Below are 20,017 nucleotides of genomic sequence, written 5' to 3'. Positions count from 1 at the left end.
GGCAGATCAGGGCTTCGGCGGGACCACCGTGGTGGTGGTTTCGCGGATCTGACCGCCGCCTTCGACACTGCCGCTGGTCGTGGTCGTGCTGCTGGTACCGCCGCCACTGGTGCGGCTCAGGCAATCGGTCTTCTCACCCCCGCTGAGGGCGCGGCAACGATCCGATGCATTGCTGGCAGCCGCCGGGCCGGGCGCCGTCAGGTTGCCTTTTCTGGCCTCTGCGCTGGCTGCGCCGGATTCGCGTTTGCAGGCGGCAGGGTCGTTCCTGGCTTCGTTGGCATTGCAGCCGCCGCCGTCCGCGGCAAAGGCGGCCAGGCCGATGAATGAGCCGGCCACAAACACGGCGGCCGATCGGATCAGGGAATTCGTTTTCATAGTGAACCTCAGGTCTTCAGTGTTGCCGTAAGGGTGATCTCGGGGACCGACGCCAACGCCTTCGACAACGGGCAACCTGCCTTGGCTCCTTGTGCCAGTTCCTGAAACCTGGCCTCGTCCAGGTTGGGCACCACGGCTTCCAGCGTCAGTGCAATGCGGTCGATCTTGAAACCGTCGCCGTCTTTCGCCAGGCGGACCTTGGCTTGGGTATCGACTTCCTTCGTCGGAAAACCGGCTTTCTCGGCAGCGAATGCAAAGGCCATGGTGAAACAGGCGGAATGCGCCGCTGCCAGCAGCTCTTCCGGGTTCGTTCCCTGGGTGCCGCCCTCGAAGCGGGTGGTGAAACCGTAAGCTTGATTCTTCAACGCAGGCGACTCGGTGCTGACGGCGCCCTTGCCGGCCTTGCCAGCACCTTCCCAATGCACGGTAGCGAGTTTTTCGATCATCCAGGGCTCCTTTGAAGATAGCTCCTCAGCTTGCTCCCCGGCAGGTCGCGTCCCCGTCGGACGGCACCGCGGATGCCGGGCCGCGAGCTTCCTACAACATGCCCTGGTCGTCGCCGCCCAGCACCGGCAGGGGCGTGGCCTTGGCCAGCGCCAGCCACACACCGAAGGGCAGGGTCATGGCCCGGCGCGGCGCCGGCCGTATCACTTCGAGCCGGGGCGATGCGGGGTCGCCTTCGGCCACCATCACACCACAGGTGAGGGGTATCTCGTCCGCCGTGCCGATGGCCTTGCCCTTGCCGTCGCGGCCCAGCACGTACCAGCACTCGCTGCTGAGGTCGAGATAGGCGGCGCGTTTGGCAGGTTTGCGCAGGTCCGAAAGAAGGTCGGAGCGCCGCACCTTGATCTCGTGGACCACTGGCGCGAGGTAGTCCTCGACCGAGGTGTTTCGCACCGAGAAGACATCGGGCTTGGCGATGCACCAGTGATCGGGATCGGGCTCGCAGCCGGTCACCCTCGCCCGCAGCGACAAACCGCGCCAGACGATACGCCCGGCCCGTTGCATGCTGCGTGCGACTTGTTCTTCCAGTAGTTCATGGGCCGAGAAAGCGGCGCGGTTGCGGGCCAGCGCCTTGGTCATCCACACCAGTCCGTCGGGCGTCACCCGGACCGACAGCCGGCCCTGTTCGTCATGCACCTGCTGCAGCAGGCCGGCGGTGAGCAGTTCGACCTCGACCAGGTCCTGGCTGGGCCAGCCGGCGGAACGGTAGACATCGCGCAGGCGGCGGGCATGGTGGCGGCCGATGGTGGGAGGAACCGGCGGTGTCGCCTGGATGATTTCGGATGGCTGGAGCATGTTCAGCGGGGCAGCTTAGCCAAGCCTTCAAAACCGTGGGGCCCGTCGGGAGATGAACGCCGGTGCGTTAGGCTCGCCCGCCATGGACGCCACTACCGCCACCCGTTTCATGCAGGCCGCACTGGCCGAAGGCCGCCGTGCGCTGCCGGCCTGCCTGCCCAATCCGCCGGTCGGCTGTGTGCTGGTGCGCGACGGCGTCATCGTCGCGTCGGGGTTCACACAGCCGCCAGGCAACCCGCATGCCGAAGCCGGCGCCATGGCGCAGCTGCAGGGTCCGCTGGACGACGTGATCGCGTTCGTCACGCTGGAGCCCTGCTCGTTCCAGGGCCGCACGCCGTCTTGTGCAAAAACGATGGTCGAGCGCGGCATCCGGAACGTCCATGTCGCGATGCTCGACCCCGATCCGCGCAACGACGGCAAGGGCATCGCGGTGCTGCGTGATGCGGGCGTGGATGTGACGGTCGGTTTGCTGGAAGAAGAGGCGCGGCGGGACCTTGCACCGCACCTGGCGCTCAAGGCGAACGGCGCCTAGGACATCTGCCGGAGCGTTTGCGCCAAGGTCTGCGCCACCAGCAGCATCAGGAAAACGGCCGTCGCGGCCAGGGCGATCATCAGCACCACCAGCGTGTCGAGCGCATGCACCTGCGCTGCCAGCACCGTCCGCGGCCAGAAGGCGGTCGGCCGCTGCATGCGGGGACCCGACTGGCGCAGGAAGTCGTGCAACGACAGCCCTTTCTGGCGCCGCCGGGCGGCCCGGAGTTCGGCCTTCGGCTGGTCGTGGAGATCGGCCTCGCCGCCGACCGGCAGCCAGCGCCGGCCACGCGGCAGGAACAACACATGGGCGGCCCGCATCTCGCGGTAACGGGTCAGCAGAAACGGCAGGCACAAGGTGCAACCGACCATCATCGACAGGAAAAACAACGCATTGAAGGAGTCGATGAAACCATATGCCAGGCCCATGAGCATCAGGCAGGCACAACGGGCGGCCGCTCCGCCGGAGCTTCGCTCCGGGTCGCCCAGCAGGCGCCATGCCGCCAGCGGCACCAGGCGGCGGGCCACGATCCCGCTGAACATGACCGACAGCCCGCAGCAGATGCAGGCGATGGCGGTGAGGTTTCCGAAGCGGTGGAGGTCTTGCATGGCGAGCCGAAAATTCTCCTGGCTGGCTGCTGCGAAATTCGCTCTGTCTTAATGTCAGACGATTGAAGCGCCCGATTTCAAGAAAAACATCTGCTCATCCCGTCTGCCGCGACGAGTCCCCCCATGAAGACACTGCCCACCGCCACGCCGCGCCGCCATCTGCATACCCGCCAGGTCACCACCGGTGGTTTCCTGCGCGACGACGGGCTCTGGGACCTGGAAGGCGAGTTGCGCGACACCAAGACCTATACCTCCGGTTCGTCCGGCGGCACCTTGCGCCAGCCCGGCGAGCCGATCCATCACATGCAGGTACGCCTGACCCTGGACGACGACATGAAGGTGCATGCCGCCGTCGCGGTGATGCTCAACACGCCGTTCGAGGAATGCCAGCCGGCCGCGCTGCCAGTCGACAGGCTGGTGGGTGCGCGCATCGGCATCGGCTGGCGGCATTCGGTCAATCAGGCAATGGGCGGCATCGCCGGCTGCACGCATATCCGCGAGCTGCTGATGGCGATGGCGACGGTGGCTTACCAGACCATTGGCCCCTACCGCCGGCAGGAACGCATGCAGAAGGGCGAGGTGACGCAGCACTATCCAGGCGACAAGCCCGCGCATCAGATGGGCGCGTGCCTGGCCTGGGATTTCAACGGGCCGGTGATCGCCCGGGTTGCACCCCAGTTCATCGCCTGGAAGCCGAAAAAGATCGAAAGCTAGGGAGCCGGAACGGTCGACTAATCGTCGTCCGGCTCCCGGCCGGCGGTGGCCAGCACCTTGCGCACCACCTCACCGGAAAACCCGCGTGCCATCAGGAAGCGGGTCTGTTTGCCGCGTTCTGCTGCGTCGGCGGGCGGATGGTCGAATCGCCTTTTCCATACTTCCAGGGCACGGGGCAGTTCGGTATCACGCAGCCGGGCCACGGCTTCGGTGACCGCTTCCGGATCGACGCCGCGCTGCTGCAATTCTTGCCGGATGCGCGCACCGCCCAGTCGACCCGAGCGCCGGTTCAGCACCGAATCGACATAACGGACATCGCTGATGAAGTCCTTTTCGGTCAGCTCGTCCAGCACCGCATCCAGCGTGCCGGGCTGTTCCTCGAACGGCGCGAGCTTGCGCCGCAGTTCGGCGCGGGAATGTTCCCGGCCGGACAGGTAACGCAGCGCGCGGCCTTTGAGCGACAGGTTGCCGAAGGCCACGCGCTACGCTCAGGCCGCTGCGGGTTCGGCGGCCGGTGCAGCCGACTCGATCACCGGGGGCAGCGCACTGACACCCAGGCTTTCGCGCACCTTGTTCTCGATCTCGCGGGCCAGCGCCTTGTTCTCGCGCAGGAATTCGCGGGTGTTGTCACGACCCTGACCGATCTTCTCGCCCTGGTAGGCATACCAGGCGCCGGATTTCTCGATCACCTTGGCCTCGACGCCCTTGTCGATGATCTCGCCTTCGCGGCTGATGCCCTCGCCGAACATGATGTCGAACTCGGCCGTCTTGAAGGGCGAGGCGACCTTGTTCTTGACCACCTTCACCTTGGTCTCGTTGCCGACGACTTCTTCACCACGCTTGATGGTGCCGATGCGGCGGATGTCCAGGCGCACCGAGGCGTAGAACTTGAGCGCATTGCCGCCGGTGGTGGTTTCGGGGCTGCCGAACATCACGCCGATCTTCATGCGGATCTGGTTGATGAAGATCACCATGCAGTTGGTCTTCTTGATGGTGGCGGTGAGTTTGCGCAGCGCCTGGCTCATCAGGCGGGCCTGCAGGCCGGGCAGGCTGTCGCCCATGTCGCCTTCGATTTCGGCCTTGGGCGTGAGCGCCGCGACCGAGTCGACCACGATCAGGTCGACCGCGCCGGAACGCACCAGGCTGTCGACGATTTCGAGCGCCTGTTCACCGTTGTCGGGCTGCGAGATCAGCAGGTCCTGCAGGTTGACGCCGAGCTTCTGGGCGTACTGGGTGTCGAGTGCGTGTTCGGCGTCGACGAAGGCGCAGGTGCCGGCCTGTTTCTGCATTTCGGCGATGACCTGCAGGGTGAGGGTGGTCTTGCCCGAAGACTCCGGGCCGTAGATCTCGACCACCCGGCCGCGCGGCAGGCCGCCCACGCCGAGTGCGACGTCCAGGCCCAGCGAGCCGGTGGAGACCACCTGGATGTCGGCGATGGCTTCGCCTTCGCCCAGACGCATGATGGTTCCCTTGCCGAACTGCTTTTCGATCTGGGCAAGCGCGGCTTGCAGTGCCTTGGCTTTTTCGGCGGCGGCGGCGGCGTTGGCGGCGGTGGTCTTGGCGTCCATGAGATTTCTTTCAGTGATGCAAAAGGGCAGAAGGCAAGGGCCCGGGGGAGAGATTCCGACCAGCTGTCGGTATGAACAGGCTGGATGCTTGATCAGTATTCTAGGGTGGCAGTACTTTTTGATAAAGCCATATTTAAGTCAGTTTGCCTGACTTAAATAAACCATTTGTCGTAGGACAACCAAGCTCGAAAGCCGGCCAGTTAAAGGGTTAACCCCGGCACTTTGCAGCGTTTCAATGCGAGATAGTGGCGGCCACTTGTCGGACAAGTGATTCAAAACCATCCATAACAAAGCCGAGACCTGCCTTGAACCCGAAAACCCCAAACGAATTCATCCACGCTGCGACCGGCCTCGCCTCACGCCGGCGCGGTTTCCTGCTCGGCGCCGGCAGCCTGCTGGGCGCACCGCTGCTCAGCAGCCTGCCGGGCTGCGGCGGCGGCAGCAACGACCCCATCGTGATCGACCCGGACCCGATCTGGGGCACCTACGGCGCTGCCACCGCCATCGTGGCTTCGCTCAAGTCGGTGGCGCAGTCGGCGTTCCCGGCACGTGATTTCGCAGTCACCGCTTACGGCGCGACACCCTGCACCGTGGTCTCGGTGACCACCTCGTATACCGACCTCACCAAGTCGCCGGTCAGCACCGGTTCCGACAAGACCCATGCACCTGGTTCCTTCGATTCCCGTCCTGCGTTCCTGGCGGCCATCGCAGCTGCCAACGCGGCCGGCGGCGGCCGTGTGGTGGTGCCTGCCGGCACCTGGTATTGCGCAGGCCCGATCGTGCTGCTGAGCAACGTCAACTTCCACCTGAGCGCCAACTGCCAGATCTATTTCAGCAACAACCCGGCCGACTACGCCAAGGACGGCCCGATCGATTGCGGCAGCAACGGCAAGCTGTATTACGGCCGCTGGCAGTCCAACGATTGCCTGAATTTCGGCTCGCCCATCTACGCCCGCAACCAGACCAACATCGCCATTACGGGCGAAGACCGCACCTCGATCCTGAACGGCCAGGCGATGATTCCCTTCGCCGGCAGCGGCAACACCGCCACCTGCTGGTGGACCTACAAGGGCAACGCCGGCCAGTACGGTTTTGTCAGCGCCACGGCCACGCCGTCGGCCGCATCGACCAACCTCCTGAACGTCGACCTGAAGACCAAGGTGCCCGGCATCAGCGACGCGCTGTATGCGCTGCTCACCAACCCGGTCACGCCCTGGCAGCAGGACCAGAACTACCTGCCCTGCCTGTCCGAGGCCGGCGTCGCCATCGAGCAGCGCATCTTCGGCCTGGGCCACTTCCTGCGGCCCTGCATGGTCACCTTCATCGGTTGCACCAACGTGCTGATGGAAAACTACCAGACCAACAACACGCCGTTCTGGCAGCACCATCCGGTGAACTGCACCAACGTCGTGATCCGCGGCGTGCTGACCGACAGCACCGGCCTCAACAACGACGGTTTCGACCCCGACGCCTGCCGCAACGTGCTGTGCGAGAACGTCGAGTTCAACACCGGCGACGACTGCATCGCCATCAAGTCGGGCAAGAACCTCGACACCGAATACGGCCCGTCGCAGGACCACGTGATCCAGAACTGCGTCATGCAGAGCGGCCACGGCGGCATCACCCTGGGCAGCGAGATGGGCGCGGGCATCGAGAAGATCTACGCCCGCAACCTGGAGATGCGCAACATCTACTGGGCCAGCAATGCGCTGAACATCGCCATCCGCATCAAGACCAACATGAACCGCGGCGGTTTCGTGCGCGATTTCTACGTCGACAACGTGACGCTGGCCAACGGCGTCAGCACCACCGCTTCGGGCTACGGATCGTCGCTGCTGGCAGGTAGCCCGATCAACGCCACCGTACCGCTGGGCGTGGTCACCGCCAAGGCCGCCAACCCTTCGGCTTCGCAGGGCGGCATCATCACCTTCGACTGCGACTACCAGCCGGCGAAGGACGCCATCCGCACCCGGCCGGCCAGCGTGCAGAACATCTTCATCTCGCGGGTCAAGGCCAGCAACGTGACGGTGGGCGGGGTCACCGCATCGTGTTTCCAGGCCATCGTGGCGCAGGGCCCGGTGGCGGCCGACTACAACGGAGCTCTGCCGGTGCCCACCGTGCCGGCCATCACCGGCGTGACGATCAGTGACTGCGATTTCGGCACCCCGTCGGCTGCGGGTCCGGCCAGCGCCACCGTGCCCGGCCCGCTGTATGCCTTCAACGTACACGACATCGTGCTGAAGAACGTGACCATCGCCGGCGTGGCCTACAACACCACCCTCAGCGACGCACGCTGATGCACGGACGGCCGCGAGCCGCCCCGTGAGGCCGAACTAAAATCGGCCGCATGACGCAGCCGAACCTCCTGTCCCCCGCCCCCTTTCAGGCCGAGGAAACGGAGCTTCCGGACGGCCCGCGCCGCAGTCGCAACCTGACCCAGACGCTGGTGGAAACACTGGGTGAGCAGCTGCGCAGCGGTGCCATCCGAGCCGGCGACAAGCTGCCGTCCGAGTCGGCCATCATGCAGAGCTTCGGTGTCAGCCGCGGCGTGGTGCGCGAGGCGCTTTCGAGGCTTGCCGCCGCCGGCATGGTGCAGACCCAGCACGGCATCGGCACTTTCGCGCTGGCACCCGACCGCGAAGGCCGGTTCAACCTGCAGCGCCCCGAGGTGACCGACCTGGACGACCTGCTGGCCATGCTCGAATTGCGCACCAGCGTCGAATCCGACGCCGCCGGCCTGGCCGCCGTCCGCCGCAGCGATGCACACCTGCTGGCCATGCGCGCCGCGCTCGACGACTTCGGCAGCCACCTGTCCACCGTCGGCGAGACCGTTTCGCCCGACTTCCGTTTCCACCTGGCCATCGCCCACGCCACCGGCAACCGCTACTACAGCGACCTGATGGACCAGCTGGGCATGGCGGCCATCCCCAGCACCCGCATGTCGTCGGTGCGGCTGGACCCTCAGCAACGCGAACGGCACCTGCAGAAGGTGCACCAGGAACATCACGACATCTATGCCGCCATCGTGCGGCGCGACCCCGAAGCCGCGCGCGCCGCCATGCGTATCCATCTGGTGAACAGCCGTGAACGACAACGGCAGTCCAGCGCCGGCGAATCCGCCTGAAAGCCCCGCATGCAGAGACCTCCCGCCATTCCCACGGTGCAGATCGACAACGAGCAGGTCCGGGTGACCGAATGGCGGTTCCCACCCGGCGGCGAAACCGGCTGGCATCGCCACGGCATGTATTACGTGGTGGTGCCGCAGACCACCGGCCCGCTGCTGCTGGAAACCGCCGACGGCCCGGTGACCGCGCAGCTGACCACCGGCGTGTCCTATGCGCGGCCGGTGGGGGTCGAACACAACGTGGTGAACCCGGGCACGGAAGAGTTCGTGTTCGTCGAGATCGAATTGAAACCGAACTGAAGACTGTTTTCAGGGCACCCGGAAGTCGACCCGGCCCCTGACCGGATGTCGATCGGCCGAAACCGCCTTCCAGTCGACCCGATAGGTGCCGCGCGGCAGCGGTTGGTCGGGCACCACCAGCAGGCTCCTGCCGTCGGCCGACGGCGTTACGGTGACCGCCATGCCCATCTGCGGGTGATGGCTCATGCCGGGCATGGATGTCATGAAGAGCAGCGCGTCCGACGCCGGCAGGCGCAGTTTCTGCGAGAAGTCCAGCGTGATGCGGACCGTGGGCTCGACATCCTCATGGTCGGCCGGGCTCGAGCCGACCAGCTGCGGACGGGCCTGCGCCAGTGCAGCCGACAACACCAAGACAGCGCCGAAAATGGCGTGTGCGATATGGGGTTTCTGCATGTGCGTTGCCTCCTTCTTCGTTGGCATTTGTGTTTCTGGACCGAGACCTGACCGATGGAAACATCCGACACCATACTGGCTGCATCCGACGATCGCTGGCGCGAATCCCACCTCGGTCGCCTGCTCGGCCATTCGATGCGGCGTTTCGACGCGCGGGTGCTGGCCCTGATGGCGCAGGACGACGAAGTGCCGCTGGCACTGTCCAACCTGGCGGCGCGTTCACAGGTCAGCGCGGCGCATATCCACATCACGCGGCACCTGGCGCTCCAGGGCTCCCGCCTGACCGACCTGGCCGAATCCGCCGGCATGACCAAGCAGGCGATGGGCGCGCTGGTGGACCAGTGCGAAGCCTGGGGGCTGGTGCGCCGCGAGGCCGATCCGCGTGACGCCCGTGCCAGGCTGGTGGTCTTCACCGACACCGGCCGCGCCTGGCTGGACGCTTTCCGTCGTTCGGTGGCCCAGGCCGAGGCAGAGTTCCGCGCCAGCGTCGGTGCCGAAGTCGCGGCGGTGGTGGCACTGGGGCTGGAGGCCTATGCACAAAGTTGACGGCCCGCGGGGTCTTCCGCTGCGCTGTGCGCCGAGTTACTCTCCTGACGTGTTGAAAAGACACGGGAGCGGAAAACGATGAACACAGGGACATCCCAGGGGTGCGATGGCTGAAAAACTGCGTTTGCGCCGCCAATCCCTCGGCAGCCGACTCATGCTGGCGACACTCGCTTTCTGCCTTCTTTTCACCATGGCGGCCGCGGCGGTCCGTACCTTCTCCGCCTGGCAGGCCGGCGTCCGGAGCATGGAGGCGGACCTCTCCATGATGGAACGCATGTACGAAGGCGCGCTGTCCAAAGCCAGCTGGGACCTCGACCGCGACCAGGTAGAGACCTATGCCGAGATCCTTTCGCAGGTGCCGTCGGTGGGCCAGGTCCGCATCACCCTGCGCCTGCCGGTCGGCCCGCCGATGGTGTTCGAACGCACGCGGCGCGGTTGGACCGCTTCTTCGGTCGCCCCCAGGCACCAGGCGGCGCTGACCTACGAACCCTTTCCCGGCCGCATCGAACAGGTGGGCGAACTACAGCTTTCGGGCGACGAAGGCCTGCTGTGGCGGCAGCTGCGAGACGAGTTGCTGGGCATCTTCGTGGCCCAGGCGGTGCAGTCCCTGCTGCTGGCCAGCCTCGTGATGGCGCTGTTCCACCGACTGGTCACCGTGCATGTGCGGCGCATCGCGCGCCACCTGGCACAACTGACGCCGCTGACGCTCGGACGCCCGCTGGTGCTCGAGCGACCCGAACGCAACGGCGACGAACTCGCCTTGCTGGTGACCGGCGTCAACCAGCTGCAGAACAACCTGTCGGACTACCTGGAGCGGCAGCAGCGTTTCGAACACGAACTGGCCGCTCACCGCGACCGGCTGTCGGAACTGGTGCTGGAACGCACGGCCGAACTGCAGGCAGTGAACCAGCGGCTGGAAGCGCTGTCGCGCACCGACGCCCTGACCGGCCTGGCCAACCGGCGCAGCTTCGACCAGGTGAAACTGGCCGAATTCCAGCGGGCCCGCCGCAGCAACCAGCCGCTGACGCTGCTGCTCTGCGACATCGACTACTTCAAGCGCTACAACGACAGCTACGGCCACGCCGAAGGCGACAACTGCCTGCGCAAGGTGGCCGGCGCGCTGGCGGCGGTGGTCCAGCGCAGCAGCGATCTGGCAGCGCGTATCGGCGGCGAGGAATTCGCCATATTGCTGCCCGGCAGCGACACCGCCACCGGCCTGGCGCTGGCCGAACGCCTGCGCCAGGAAATGAGCCAGTTGGCGATACCGCACAAGGCTTCGGACGTTTCCCCGAACGTAACGCTGAGCCTGGGGCTGGCCACGCTGGAGCCGGCGTCGGACGCGGATTTCGAGGCGCTCTTCCGGCGCGCCGACCAGGCCCTGTACCGGGCCAAGAACGAAGGCCGCGACCGGGTCTTGTCCGCCAGTGCGCCGACGGAAGGCATCCGATGAAAAGAACCCTGACGAACCTGGCCAGACTGGCATCGGGGCTGGCGCTGGCCGCATCCTGCGCCCTGGCCTGCGCGCCCTCGTTGGCGCAGACGCTGAACGTGGTCACCGAGAACACGCCCAACTCCTACCTGAACAACGGCAAGGTGGCGGGCCCGGCCACCGACATCGTGGAGCAGACGCTCAGGCGCGCCGGCCTGAACGACTACCGCATCGACCTGTATCCGTGGGCGCGGGCGCAGGACATGGCCTTGCGCGAGCCTTTCGTGCTGATCTACCTGATAGCCCGCACGCCCGAACGCGAGAACCGTTTCCGCTGGGTCGGCGAGATCAAGCGCAGCCGCTACTACCTGTACGGCCTTCAGGGACGCAACGACCTGCATGTGGCGCAACTCGACGACGCCCGTAACTGGAGCATCGGCGTGGTCCGCGACGACGTGCGGCAGCTGGCGCTCGCGAAGCGTGGTTTCACCCGGCTTGCGGTGTCGTCGCAGCCGCTGGAGAACCTCCGCAAGCTGCTGTTCCGGCAGGTCGACATGGTGGTGCTGACCGAGTCCGAAGCCAAGGGCCTGTGCGCCGAAGCCAAACCGGATTGCAACGGCCTGGCCCGACTGCTGCCGCTGGACGACATCGCCGTCGAACTCTACATGGCATACAGCCTGGCTACACCCGAAGACATCGCCGTGCGCACCCGGACCGCCTTCGAAACACTGCGAAACGACGGCACGCTGTCGCGGGTGATGGGCGCAGACGCGCCGCCGCGCCGCTGAACACGGGTCCAAAGGGATTGCCAGGGCATTTTCCAGCGCCGAAGTGGTGTCGGCAGCCGTAGCATCAGGTGACAAGAACGAGGAGACGAACATGCGCATCCTGATAGCCGAAGACGACCAGGTGCTGGCCGACGGCCTGCTGCGATCCTTGCGTGCATCCGGAGCGGCGGTGGACCATGTGGCGAGCGGCACCGAAGCCGACGCCGCGCTGATGGCACACGCCGAATTCGACCTGCTGATCCTCGACCTGGGCCTGCCGCGGCTGCACGGCCTCGACGTGCTGAAACGCCTGCGCGCGCGCGGTGCCAGCCTACCGGTGCTGGTGCTGACCGCCGCCGACGGCGTGGAAGAGCGGGTCAAGGGCCTGGACTTCGGCGCCGACGACTACATGGCCAAGCCGTTCTCGCTGCAGGAACTGGAAGCGCGTGTGCGCGCATTGACCCGGCGCGGCATGGGCGGCACCACCAGCAGCATCAGGCACGGCCCGCTGGTGTATGACCAGGCCGGCAGGGTGGCGTCCATCGACGGCCGCATGGTGGAACTGTCGGCCCGCGAACTCGGCCTGCTCGAAGTGCTGCTGCAGCGCGCCGGCCGGCTGGTCAGCAAGGACCAGCTGGTCGAGCGACTGTGCGAATGGGGCGAGGAGGTGAGCAACAACGCCATCGAGGTGTACATCCACCGCCTGCGCAAGAAGATCGAGCACGGCCCGATCCGCATCGCGACCGTGCGCGGCCTGGGTTATTGCCTGGAGAAGATCCCGGCGTGATCTTTCAACGGCAGCAGCGTTCGTTGTTCGGCGAAATCCTCGACTGGATGCTGACGCCGCTGCTGCTGCTGTGGCCGGTGAGCCTGGCGCTCACCTGGCTGGTGGCGCAGGGCCTGGCCGACAAACCCTTCGACCGGGCGCTCGAATACAACGTGCAGGCGCTGGCCCAGCTGGTCAACCTGAGCAACGGCAAACCCCAGCTCAACCTGCCCCAGCCGGCCGGCGAACTGCTGCGGGCCGACGATGCCGACACCATCTATTACCAGGTGCGCGACGATGCGGGCGAACTGCTGTCGGGCGAACGCGACCTGCCCCTGCCACCCTTGCAGGACGACATGCGCCCGCCGACCGGCGAGGTGCGGCTGCGGGATGCCGAGCTGCGCGGCCTGGCCTTGCGGGTGGCGTCGACCTGGGTGCGTTTCACGCCGCCGCAAGCCGGTGCACCGCAGGTCCAGGTGCTGGTGCAGGTGGCCGAGACACGCGGCAAACGCTCGGTGCTGGCCACCGAAATCATCAAGGGCGTGATGCTGCCGCAGTTCGCCATCCTGCCGCTGGCGGTGCTGCTGGTGTGGCTGGCCCTGGCACGCGGGCTCAAGCCGCTGTCGCAGCTGGAACAACGCATCCGGGCAAGGCGTCCGGAAGACCTGAGCCCGCTGGACGACCGGACCGTGCCGCTCGAAGTCGTGCCGCTGGTGGCCTCGGTCAACGGTCTGCTGGCGCGGCTGCAGGAGTCGGTGGCCACGCAGAAACGGTTCCTGGCAGATGCCGCGCACCAGCTGAAAACGCCGCTGGCCGGACTGCGCATGCAGGCCGACCTGGCGCAGCGCGAAGGCACCAGCACCGACGAACTGAAGCAGTCGCTCCAGCAGATCGGCCGGGCCAGCAAACGCGCGACCCATACCGTCAACCAGCTGCTGGCGCTGGCCCGTGCCGAGGTGGCGGGCAAGGCGGCGGTGCCGCACCACGCCTGCGACCTGGCGAAGATCACGCTGGAAGTCGTGCACAACGCGTTTCCGCGGGCGCTCGAAAAACGCATCGACCTCGGCTACGACGGCGTGCAGGCGGGAACGCCGGGGGTCACGCTGCCCGGCAATCCGACGCTCATCGCCGAGATGCTCAGCAACCTGGTGGACAACGCCATCGCCTACACGCCGTCGAACGACCAAGCGCCGGGTGTCATCACGGTGCGGGTGCTGGTCGACGCTTTCAGCGGCGTGGTGGTTCTGCAGGTGGAAGATTCCGGGCCCGGTATTCCGGCCTCGGAACGCGAGCTGGTGTTCCAGCCCTTCTACCGGGTGCTGGGCACCGGTGTGGACGGCTCCGGGCTGGGGCTGCCCATCGTGCTGGAGATCGCCCGGCTGCACGGCGCGGAAGTGACGGTCGAAGACGCCAATCCGCGCCGCCAGCCGCCCGGAACACGGTTCTCGATCCGCTTCAGTGCGAGCGGGAATCCGGCGCCGGTGTGACCAGCGGCGACGGCGGCGGCGGCCCGCCCTCGGCGAGGTCGAGCAGCCAGCCGCGAAAACGCACCAACGGGCCCAGCCGCGCCCGGGCTTCCGGGTAACAGAACCAGTAACCCAGGGCGCTCTGGTAGCCGCCACCGGCCAGGGGTTCGCAGACCACGCCGGCGGTGATCTCGTCCTGCACCAGGCAGCGCGGCACGAGCGCCACGCCCATGCCCACCGTCACCGCGCGGATCATGGTCTGGAACTGGTCGAACTGCGGACCCGCCAGCGGGTCGAGGCCGGCCACGCCGTGGGCCTCGCTCCAGCGCAGCCAGGCATCGGGCACGGTGACGTGGCGCAGCAGGGTGCAGCGGGCGACATCCCGCACCGTGCGGATGGTGATTTCCCCCACGCCGGGGTTGGGCGCGATCAGCGCCACGTCGTGGCCGGCCAGGTAATGCGAACGCGCACCCGGCCAGTGGCCGTCGCCGAACAGGATGGAGCAGTCGAGCTCGGGCCGCTGGAAGTCGTAGCCGTGCACGAAGGGCACGAAATGCAGGGTGACCTGCGGCTCGGCCTGCTGAAACGCCGGCAGCCGCGGGATGAGCCACTTGGCACCAAAGGTGGGCAGCGCGGACAGATGCAGTGCGCCGCCCTCGCCGCCGCTGGTGATCAGTTCGAGCGTGGCGCCCTCCAGCTGCGCCAGCAGCGCGCGCACGGCCTTTTCGTATCGCTCCCCGGCCGGCGTCAGGGCGAGGCGTTTGCGCGACCGTTCGAAAAGCGAAACCCCCACCCAGCGCTCGAGTTCCTGCACCTGCTTGCTCACCGCGCTCTGGGTGAGATGCAGCGCTTCGGCGGCACGTGACACGCCGCCGAAACGGACGACGGTCGAAAAAGCCCGCAGCAACTGCAGGGGCGGCTGGAGGCGGCGCAGCGACATGGACGGCGTCAGAGCAATAAGTTCATTCTTGATTGGAATGTTATCAGGTACAGCTGTTGCTTCTAAATGTGCAGCAAATTCGCTAATCTTCCCGACACGGTCTTCCGGACCACTCTCGATCCCCTGAAAGGTGCGCAATGCAACGTCGTTTTCTTCTCTCCGCCCTGGCAGCTGCTTCTATCGCCCCTGGAATGTCCTGGGCCCAGGCCGGTAAACCGATCCGCCTGATCGTTCCATTCCCACCGGGCGGCGCCACCGACATCAGCGGCCGTGTCCTGCAAGAGCCGCTGCAGCGCATCCTCGGCCAGACGGTGGTCATCGACAACCGCGCAGGCGCCGGCGGCTCCATCGGCATGTCCGAACTGGCCCGCTCGGCACCGGACGGCCTGACCCTGGCGGTCGCCACCCTGTCGACCCACGGCGTGAACCCCGCCGTGTTCGCCAAGCTGCCCTACGACCCCATCAAGGACACCGTCGGCGTGACCGAACTGGTGAAGGCGCCCGGCGTCATCGTGATCAATCCGCAGGAGCTGCCTGGCATCAAGAACTTCGCCGACCTGGTGAAGTACCTGAAGGCGCATCCGGGTCAGGTGTCGTACGCGACGCCGGGCAACGGCACCATCGGTCACATGTGGGGCGAGCTCTTCAAGAGCGTCACCGGCACCACGATGGTCCACATCCCCTACCGCGGCGCCGGCCCGGCACTCAACGACGTGCTGGCTGGCCAGGTCGCCGTGTACTTCGACCAGGTGGCTTCGTCGCTGCCCTATGTCAAGCAAGGCAAGCTGAAGGCGCTGGCGGTGTCGTGGAACGCCCGCCTGGAAGCCCTGCCGGACGTCCCGACCTATGGCGAACTGGGCTATGCCAACCTGAACGACCCGTCGTGGTTCGGCCTGGTGGCGCCTGCCGGCACGCCCGCCCCCGTGGTGCTGCGCATTCAGCAGGCCGTCGCCCAGGCGCTGGCCGAACCCGCCGTGGCGCAACGCCTGGCGGGCCAGGGCCTGTATCCGTCGGGCACCAGCCCTGCGGCTTTCTCCAAGCAGATCGTTTCCGAGATCGACAAGATGAAGAAGGTCGCCGCTTTCGCCAAGATCCACCTGGATTAATCCGGACTCAGCCTATCGTTTATGCACACAGCCCTGAAACTGATCCGCCACCGATACCAGCAGGCGCAACCGGGTGACACCGGCGCCGGCACCGCACAACCGATGGTGAAAAGCACCGCCGGCAGCACGCCACTGGTTCTGGACTCGCCGCACAGCGGCACCTTCTACCCGGCCGACTTCCGTTCGTGCTGCGACATGGCGACCCTGCGCACCGCGGAGGACACCCACGTCGAGAAACTCTACGCCTTCGCACCCGAGCTGGGCGTCGCCTGGATCGAGGCGCTGTTCCCGCGCAGCTACCTCGACGCCAACCGCGACACGCTGGAGCTGGACACCGGGCTGCTGGACGGACCCTGGCCGCTGCCGGTGGCGACCGATCCGAAGGTGTTGTCCAAGGTGCGGCTCGGCAAGGGGCTGATCTGGAAGTTCACCGACGACGGCAAGCCGATCTACGACCGGCAGCTGTCGGTCGCCGAAGTGCAGGGGCGCATCGACCGTTGCTGGATGCCGTACTACGCGGCGGTCGGCAACGCCATCGACGCGGCCCACGCGCGCCACGGGCACAGCATCCACATCAACTGCCACTCGATGCCGGCCGTGGCGGCCAGCCACGCCACCGATTTTCCGGGCCTGCACCATGCGGACTTCGTGATCGGCGACCGTGACGGCAGCACCGCCGACCCGCGCCTGTCGCAACGCATCTGCGAGTTCTTGCGGGGCCGCGGCTACAGCGTGGATTACAACCATCCGTACAAGGGCGTGGAACTGGTGCGCCGTTATGGCAAGCCAGCCGAGAACCGGCACAGCATCCAGGTCGAGATCAACCGCAAGAACTACATGAACGAAAAGACCTTCGCCGTGGTTCAGCCGGGGTTCGACAAACTCCAGGCCGACCTCGAAGCCATGGTCGACATGCTTTTGGCCTGGGACGGCAAGCTGTAAGTCGAATCAGGATTTGCCGACTGAAAAGCCCCTCGGTTCACCCCGGGGGGCTTTTGTCATTCCAGGTCCCCGACCTTGTCCGACGGGAACCTGAACGAATCCTTGAGCATTGCAGGCATCGACAGTTCGAGATTGATGCCCTTCGGCGGGATCGCCTGCTGGAACCAGCGCCGGTACAGGGTGTTGATCTCGCCGCTCTGGATCAGCCGCCGCATCTCCTGGTCGACCACCTTCTTGAAAGCCGGATCGTCGGGCGGCAACATGATGGCGTAGGGCTCGACGCTCATCGGCTTGCCCACCACTGCGAAAGCCTGCGGTCTGGCGGCATTGGCGCGCAGGCCGAACAGCAGGACGTCGTCGAGCGCGAAGGCGTCGAACTTGCCGGCCTCGACCGCTGCGAAGGCCTCGGCATGGTCGCGGGATTCGGTGATGCTCAGCTTCAGGTCCTGCTCGGCATTGAGCCGGCGGATCACCGGGACGGTGGTGGTGCCCGCGGTGACGGTGATCTTGCGGCCCACCATGCCGTCCAGGCCCTTGATGCCGCTGTCCGACCGCACCAGCAGGCGCACGGCAGAGATGAAATGTGGAATGGTGAAAGACACCTGCTTGCGCCGCTCGGCCGTGTTGGTGGTCGAGCCGCATTCCAGCGCCGCCTTCCCCGACGACAGGATGCCGATGCGGCTGGCCGAGGTGACCGGCAGGTAACGCACCTTCAGCGCCGGCATGGCCAGTTCGCGCCGCACTGCATCGACCACCTTCAGGCAGATGTCCATCGCATAGCCGACCGGCTGCGAATTGGCGTCGAGATACGAAAACGGCACCGAGGCATCCCGGTGCGCCAGCACGATCTCCTGCGAGCTGCGGATGGTCTCGAGCATGCCGGCCACGGCGGGTGCGGCGGGACAGGCCGCCAGGGCCAGCAGGCTGGCCAGCGTCAGCGCGGTGCATCGGGGGGAAACATTTGCCATCGCCAAACTCCTGGCCGGATCCAACCGGAAAATAGAAGATGCCACAGGATCAGGGTCGCCGCAAACGCTCAGACGCAGGCCGTCAGCGGTTTGCCGGCCAGTGCGGGTGTGAGCGATTGCACGGCGGGTTTCAGGGTCTCGTCGACATGCGGCAGGTGCAGCACCATGCCCCTGGTCGCCGGCCGTTGCTCGACCACCCTCGCCGTGCGCACGCCGCGCTGCGCCAACGCAGCCATGCCGGCGGTGGCTTCGGACTGGCTGGCATAACTGCCGAGCGACAGGCCGGGTTCCAGCGCCGGGTTACCCGTCACGTCGAAGGCGACATGCAGGGCACGCAGCTCGTTGCGTTTGCGGCGCAGTTGTTCGGGATCGGGGTACTTGCCCATGTAGACGATCCAGCGGGCCGGCGTGGTGGTGGTGTCCAGCGACCAGCTGCCCGCCGGCAGCACGGCTTCGGCGCGGCTGCGCAGCACGGCCGCCTCGGCCTCGCCGAACAGGCCGGCCTGCAGGCATTCGCCGGCCGACGGGGCCTGCGCAACGACCTCGGCCTCCGCGGCCTCCGCGGCCTCCGCGGCGGTAGCGGCGGTAGCGGCCATGCGGCGGGCCTCGTCGGCGCTCAGCAGCTTCAGGGCTTCGGGCCGGATCTGGTGCGCCGTCCGCTGCGGTTCCGTCTGCGTGGGCCGCGCCAGGCCCCAGGCCCGCAGCGCGTTCTGCGACCAGGCGTAATAGACGCCGTTGGCCAGCACCAGCAGCAGTGCGATGAGTCTCAGCATGGCGTGGACATGTTCATGCCGAGGCAGCCGGGCGCACGCTGACTTCGGCGCTGTGGACGGCCTCCCGGCCAGCCGCCGTCTGCAGCCGCAGCACGCCGTCGGCATCGACGCTGGCCGCCGTGCCGTGTCGACCGTCGGACAGCACCACCGCGCGGCCGCGCAGCACGTCGCGGGCGTCGAAGCGGGCTTGCCACGGCGCGAAGCCCTGGCCGGCGAAGTCGAGCAGGGCGCGCACCAGCGACGGCACGATGGCGCCCAGGGCCGCTTCAGCGGTGATGCCGGGGGTCAGCTGGCGCAGGCCGGCCGGCGGGGTGCGCAGGCCGTCGGTGACGGCCGGCGCGACGATGTTCAGGCCCAGTCCGACCACCACGTAGCGCGCTGCACCGGCTTCGCCGCCGCCCGATGTCTCGACCAGAATGCCGCCCATCTTGCAGTCCTGCCACCACAGGTCGTTGGGCCACTTCAGGCCCAGGTCGGGGTGCAACGCCTCGGCGATGGCCACACCCGCCACCAGCGACAGGCCGGACCAGTCACGTGGTGCCAGCGACAGGCCGAGCGAGAAGGTGAGCGAGTTGCCGGGCGCGGTGCGCCATTCGCGGCCCAGGCGTCCGCGGGCGGCGGTCTGGTGTTCGGCGACCAGCAGCACGGGATCGTGCCGGCCGGCGCGGGCACGGCGCATCAGTTCGCTGTTGCTGGAATCGACCTCGGGCAAGATCTCGACGCTGAAGTCGGGCAGCAGCGGGTAGACCTCTTGCCAGATCTGCTCGGCCGGCCACTGCTGCCGGATGTCGGTCGCCATGCCGTTCAGCCCTTGGGGCGGAAACCGCGCTTGGGTGCCAGCAGCGTGCCGCGGCAGTCGGCGGCGCCGCACCAGCAGGGATATTCGGCCTTGAGCTTTTTTGTGTAGCGCTCTTCGATGATCAGGCCGTAGTCGTAATTGAGTTCTTCGCCCGCCGCGATAGGCCGGATGGCCTTGATGAAGATGCGGCCGTTGTCTTCGTCGGCGATGCAATTGGGGTCGCAGCTGTGGTTGATCCAGCGTGACGAATTGCCGCCGTAGTTGGCGTCGATCACCCGGTCGTCGTCGACGTGGAAGTAGAAGGTATGGTTCGGGTCTTCGGGGTTGTGCGGGTGGCGGTCCTGCGCCTCCTGCCAGCCGATGACCTCGCCCACGTATTCGATCAGGGTTTCGCCCTCGGCGATGTCCTGTACCGCGAAGACGCCCTTGCCGTGCACACCGGAGCGACGGGTCTGGATGCGGCGGCCGCCAGCGGCGGGGACGGTTGAAGGCATGACCGAAACTCTGTTAGTTTGAAAAAAGCACAGGCGTGCGTGCGTGTGCATGCGCGAGAAGCCCGGATTGTAGGAGGCAGGCGACCGATGTCGCCTTCCGATCCTTGC

At 66.7% G+C, this 20,017-nt stretch carries 24 protein-coding genes; 12 read left to right on the top strand and 12 right to left on the bottom strand.

Annotation, left to right across the window (positions count from 1 at the left end):
• Positions 1–6: 6 nt before the first annotated feature.
• The 3 genes from AC3ANW_RS22120 to AC3ANW_RS22110 all read right to left on the bottom strand — a co-directional run bounded on the left by AC3ANW_RS22120 (position 7) and on the right by AC3ANW_RS22110 (position 1,674).
• Positions 7–375 (bottom strand): hypothetical protein, encoded by a 369-nt coding sequence (locus tag AC3ANW_RS22120; protein ID WP_488342974.1) that lies wholly within the window; start codon positions 373–375, stop codon positions 7–9.
• A gap of 8 nt (positions 376–383) precedes the next feature.
• Complete coding sequence (locus AC3ANW_RS22115) at positions 384–821, bottom strand: OsmC family protein (RefSeq protein ID WP_488342973.1); 438 nt, start codon at positions 819–821, stop codon at positions 384–386.
• Positions 822–912: 91 nt separating this feature from the next.
• Positions 913–1,674 (bottom strand): hypothetical protein, encoded by a 762-nt coding sequence (locus AC3ANW_RS22110; RefSeq protein WP_488342972.1) that lies wholly within the window; start codon positions 1,672–1,674, stop codon positions 913–915.
• Between the two features lie 82 nt (positions 1,675–1,756).
• Here AC3ANW_RS22110 and AC3ANW_RS22105 point away from each other — a divergent pair, with 82 nt between their 5' ends.
• Positions 1,757–2,206, top strand: coding sequence for a bifunctional diaminohydroxyphosphoribosylaminopyrimidine deaminase/5-amino-6-(5-phosphoribosylamino)uracil reductase RibD (locus AC3ANW_RS22105; RefSeq protein WP_488342971.1), 450 nt, complete (start codon positions 1,757–1,759; stop codon positions 2,204–2,206).
• Here the strand turns inward: AC3ANW_RS22105 and AC3ANW_RS22100 are convergent.
• The gene (locus AC3ANW_RS22100) at positions 2,203–2,814 is read right to left on the bottom strand and encodes a hypothetical protein (RefSeq protein ID WP_488342970.1); all 612 of its coding nucleotides are present in this window, start codon (positions 2,812–2,814) and stop codon (positions 2,203–2,205) included. The two genes, AC3ANW_RS22105 and AC3ANW_RS22100, sit on opposite strands and share 4 nt — an antisense overlap.
• A gap of 123 nt (positions 2,815–2,937) precedes the next feature.
• Between AC3ANW_RS22100 and AC3ANW_RS22095 the strand changes: the two genes are divergently transcribed.
• Entirely contained in the window at positions 2,938–3,528 is a 591-nt protein-coding gene (locus tag AC3ANW_RS22095) for a DUF2889 domain-containing protein (protein ID WP_488342969.1), read from the top strand.
• 17 nt (positions 3,529–3,545) lie between these two features.
• Here the strand turns inward: AC3ANW_RS22095 and recX are convergent, their stop codons facing one another.
• Positions 3,546–4,007, bottom strand: a complete 462-nt coding sequence (recX, locus tag AC3ANW_RS22090; RefSeq protein WP_488342968.1) for a recombination regulator RecX — start codon at positions 4,005–4,007, stop codon at positions 3,546–3,548.
• A 9-nt stretch (positions 4,008–4,016) separates the two neighbouring features.
• A complete protein-coding gene (gene recA / locus AC3ANW_RS22085; protein ID WP_488342967.1) occupies positions 4,017–5,096 on the bottom strand; it encodes a recombinase RecA in 1,080 nt (359 codons plus the stop codon).
• A 305-nt stretch (positions 5,097–5,401) separates the two neighbouring features.
• On the opposite strand from recA, the gene AC3ANW_RS22080 reads away from it, so the two are divergent.
• The 3 genes from AC3ANW_RS22080 to AC3ANW_RS22070 are packed head-to-tail and all read left to right on the top strand — an operon-like array spanning position 5,402 to position 8,520.
• The gene (locus tag AC3ANW_RS22080; protein WP_488342966.1) at positions 5,402–7,393 is read left to right on the top strand and encodes a glycoside hydrolase family 28 protein; all 1,992 of its coding nucleotides are present in this window, start codon (positions 5,402–5,404) and stop codon (positions 7,391–7,393) included.
• 50 nt (positions 7,394–7,443) lie between these two features.
• Positions 7,444–8,220: a FadR/GntR family transcriptional regulator gene (locus AC3ANW_RS22075; protein ID WP_488342965.1), complete on the top strand. Its 777-nt coding sequence runs from the start codon at positions 7,444–7,446 to the stop codon at positions 8,218–8,220.
• A gap of 9 nt (positions 8,221–8,229) precedes the next feature.
• Complete coding sequence (locus AC3ANW_RS22070) at positions 8,230–8,520, top strand: cupin domain-containing protein (RefSeq protein WP_488342964.1); 291 nt, start codon at positions 8,230–8,232, stop codon at positions 8,518–8,520.
• A 9-nt stretch (positions 8,521–8,529) separates the two neighbouring features.
• Here the strand turns inward: AC3ANW_RS22070 and AC3ANW_RS22065 are convergent, their stop codons facing one another.
• Positions 8,530–8,913, bottom strand: coding sequence for a copper resistance protein CopC (locus AC3ANW_RS22065; protein WP_488342963.1), 384 nt, complete (start codon positions 8,911–8,913; stop codon positions 8,530–8,532).
• A gap of 54 nt (positions 8,914–8,967) precedes the next feature.
• Between AC3ANW_RS22065 and AC3ANW_RS22060 the strand changes: the two genes are divergently transcribed.
• From AC3ANW_RS22060 to AC3ANW_RS22040, 5 genes are all read left to right on the top strand, one after another.
• Positions 8,968–9,459, top strand: coding sequence for a MarR family winged helix-turn-helix transcriptional regulator (locus AC3ANW_RS22060; RefSeq protein ID WP_488342962.1), 492 nt, complete (start codon positions 8,968–8,970; stop codon positions 9,457–9,459).
• Positions 9,460–9,613: 154 nt separating this feature from the next.
• Positions 9,614–10,909 carry a GGDEF domain-containing protein gene (locus AC3ANW_RS22055; protein WP_488342961.1) on the top strand — a complete coding sequence of 432 codons (1,296 nt, stop codon included), beginning with the start codon at positions 9,614–9,616 and terminating at the stop codon, positions 10,907–10,909.
• A complete protein-coding gene (locus AC3ANW_RS22050; protein WP_488342960.1) occupies positions 10,906–11,676 on the top strand; it encodes a substrate-binding periplasmic protein in 771 nt (256 codons plus the stop codon). The genes AC3ANW_RS22055 and AC3ANW_RS22050 overlap by 4 nt, the downstream gene beginning before the upstream one ends.
• A gap of 91 nt (positions 11,677–11,767) precedes the next feature.
• Positions 11,768–12,442, top strand: a complete 675-nt coding sequence (locus tag AC3ANW_RS22045; protein ID WP_488342959.1) for a response regulator — start codon at positions 11,768–11,770, stop codon at positions 12,440–12,442.
• Positions 12,443–12,489: 47 nt separating this feature from the next.
• Positions 12,490–13,908 carry a sensor histidine kinase gene (locus AC3ANW_RS22040; RefSeq protein WP_488345489.1) on the top strand — a complete coding sequence of 473 codons (1,419 nt, stop codon included), beginning with the start codon at positions 12,490–12,492 and terminating at the stop codon, positions 13,906–13,908.
• Here the strand turns inward: AC3ANW_RS22040 and AC3ANW_RS22035 are convergent.
• Positions 13,877–14,827 (bottom strand): LysR substrate-binding domain-containing protein, encoded by a 951-nt coding sequence (locus AC3ANW_RS22035; RefSeq protein ID WP_488342958.1) that lies wholly within the window; start codon positions 14,825–14,827, stop codon positions 13,877–13,879. The genes AC3ANW_RS22040 and AC3ANW_RS22035 overlap by 32 nt on opposite strands.
• A gap of 137 nt (positions 14,828–14,964) precedes the next feature.
• On the opposite strand from AC3ANW_RS22035, the gene AC3ANW_RS22030 reads away from it, so the two are divergent.
• Both AC3ANW_RS22030 and AC3ANW_RS22025 read left to right on the top strand, forming a co-directional pair.
• Positions 14,965–15,933: a tripartite tricarboxylate transporter substrate binding protein BugE gene (locus AC3ANW_RS22030; protein WP_488342957.1), complete on the top strand. Its 969-nt coding sequence runs from the start codon at positions 14,965–14,967 to the stop codon at positions 15,931–15,933.
• Between the two features lie 21 nt (positions 15,934–15,954).
• Positions 15,955–16,875, top strand: a complete 921-nt coding sequence (locus AC3ANW_RS22025) for an N-formylglutamate amidohydrolase (RefSeq protein ID WP_488342956.1) — start codon at positions 15,955–15,957, stop codon at positions 16,873–16,875.
• A 56-nt stretch (positions 16,876–16,931) separates the two neighbouring features.
• On the opposite strand, the gene AC3ANW_RS22020 is transcribed toward AC3ANW_RS22025, so the two are convergent.
• The 4 genes from AC3ANW_RS22020 to AC3ANW_RS22005 form a co-directional block, all read right to left on the bottom strand.
• Entirely contained in the window at positions 16,932–17,843 is a 912-nt protein-coding gene (locus AC3ANW_RS22020; RefSeq protein WP_488342955.1) for an amino acid ABC transporter substrate-binding protein, read from the bottom strand.
• 68 nt (positions 17,844–17,911) lie between these two features.
• On the bottom strand, positions 17,912–18,616 hold the full coding sequence (locus tag AC3ANW_RS22015; RefSeq protein WP_488342954.1) for an SPOR domain-containing protein: 705 nt from the start codon (positions 18,614–18,616) through the stop codon (positions 17,912–17,914).
• A gap of 13 nt (positions 18,617–18,629) precedes the next feature.
• Positions 18,630–19,415, bottom strand: a complete 786-nt coding sequence (locus AC3ANW_RS22010; protein ID WP_488342953.1) for a biotin--[acetyl-CoA-carboxylase] ligase — start codon at positions 19,413–19,415, stop codon at positions 18,630–18,632.
• A gap of 5 nt (positions 19,416–19,420) precedes the next feature.
• Positions 19,421–19,909, bottom strand: a complete 489-nt coding sequence (locus AC3ANW_RS22005) for an SET domain-containing protein (RefSeq protein ID WP_488342952.1) — start codon at positions 19,907–19,909, stop codon at positions 19,421–19,423.
• Positions 19,910–20,017: the final 108 nt, after the last annotated feature.

This window comes from Xylophilus sp. PBN-3R (genome assembly GCF_057747805.1).
Note: the sequence above shows the minus strand (reverse complement) of the source record. Positions and strands in the feature narration are given on the sequence as shown.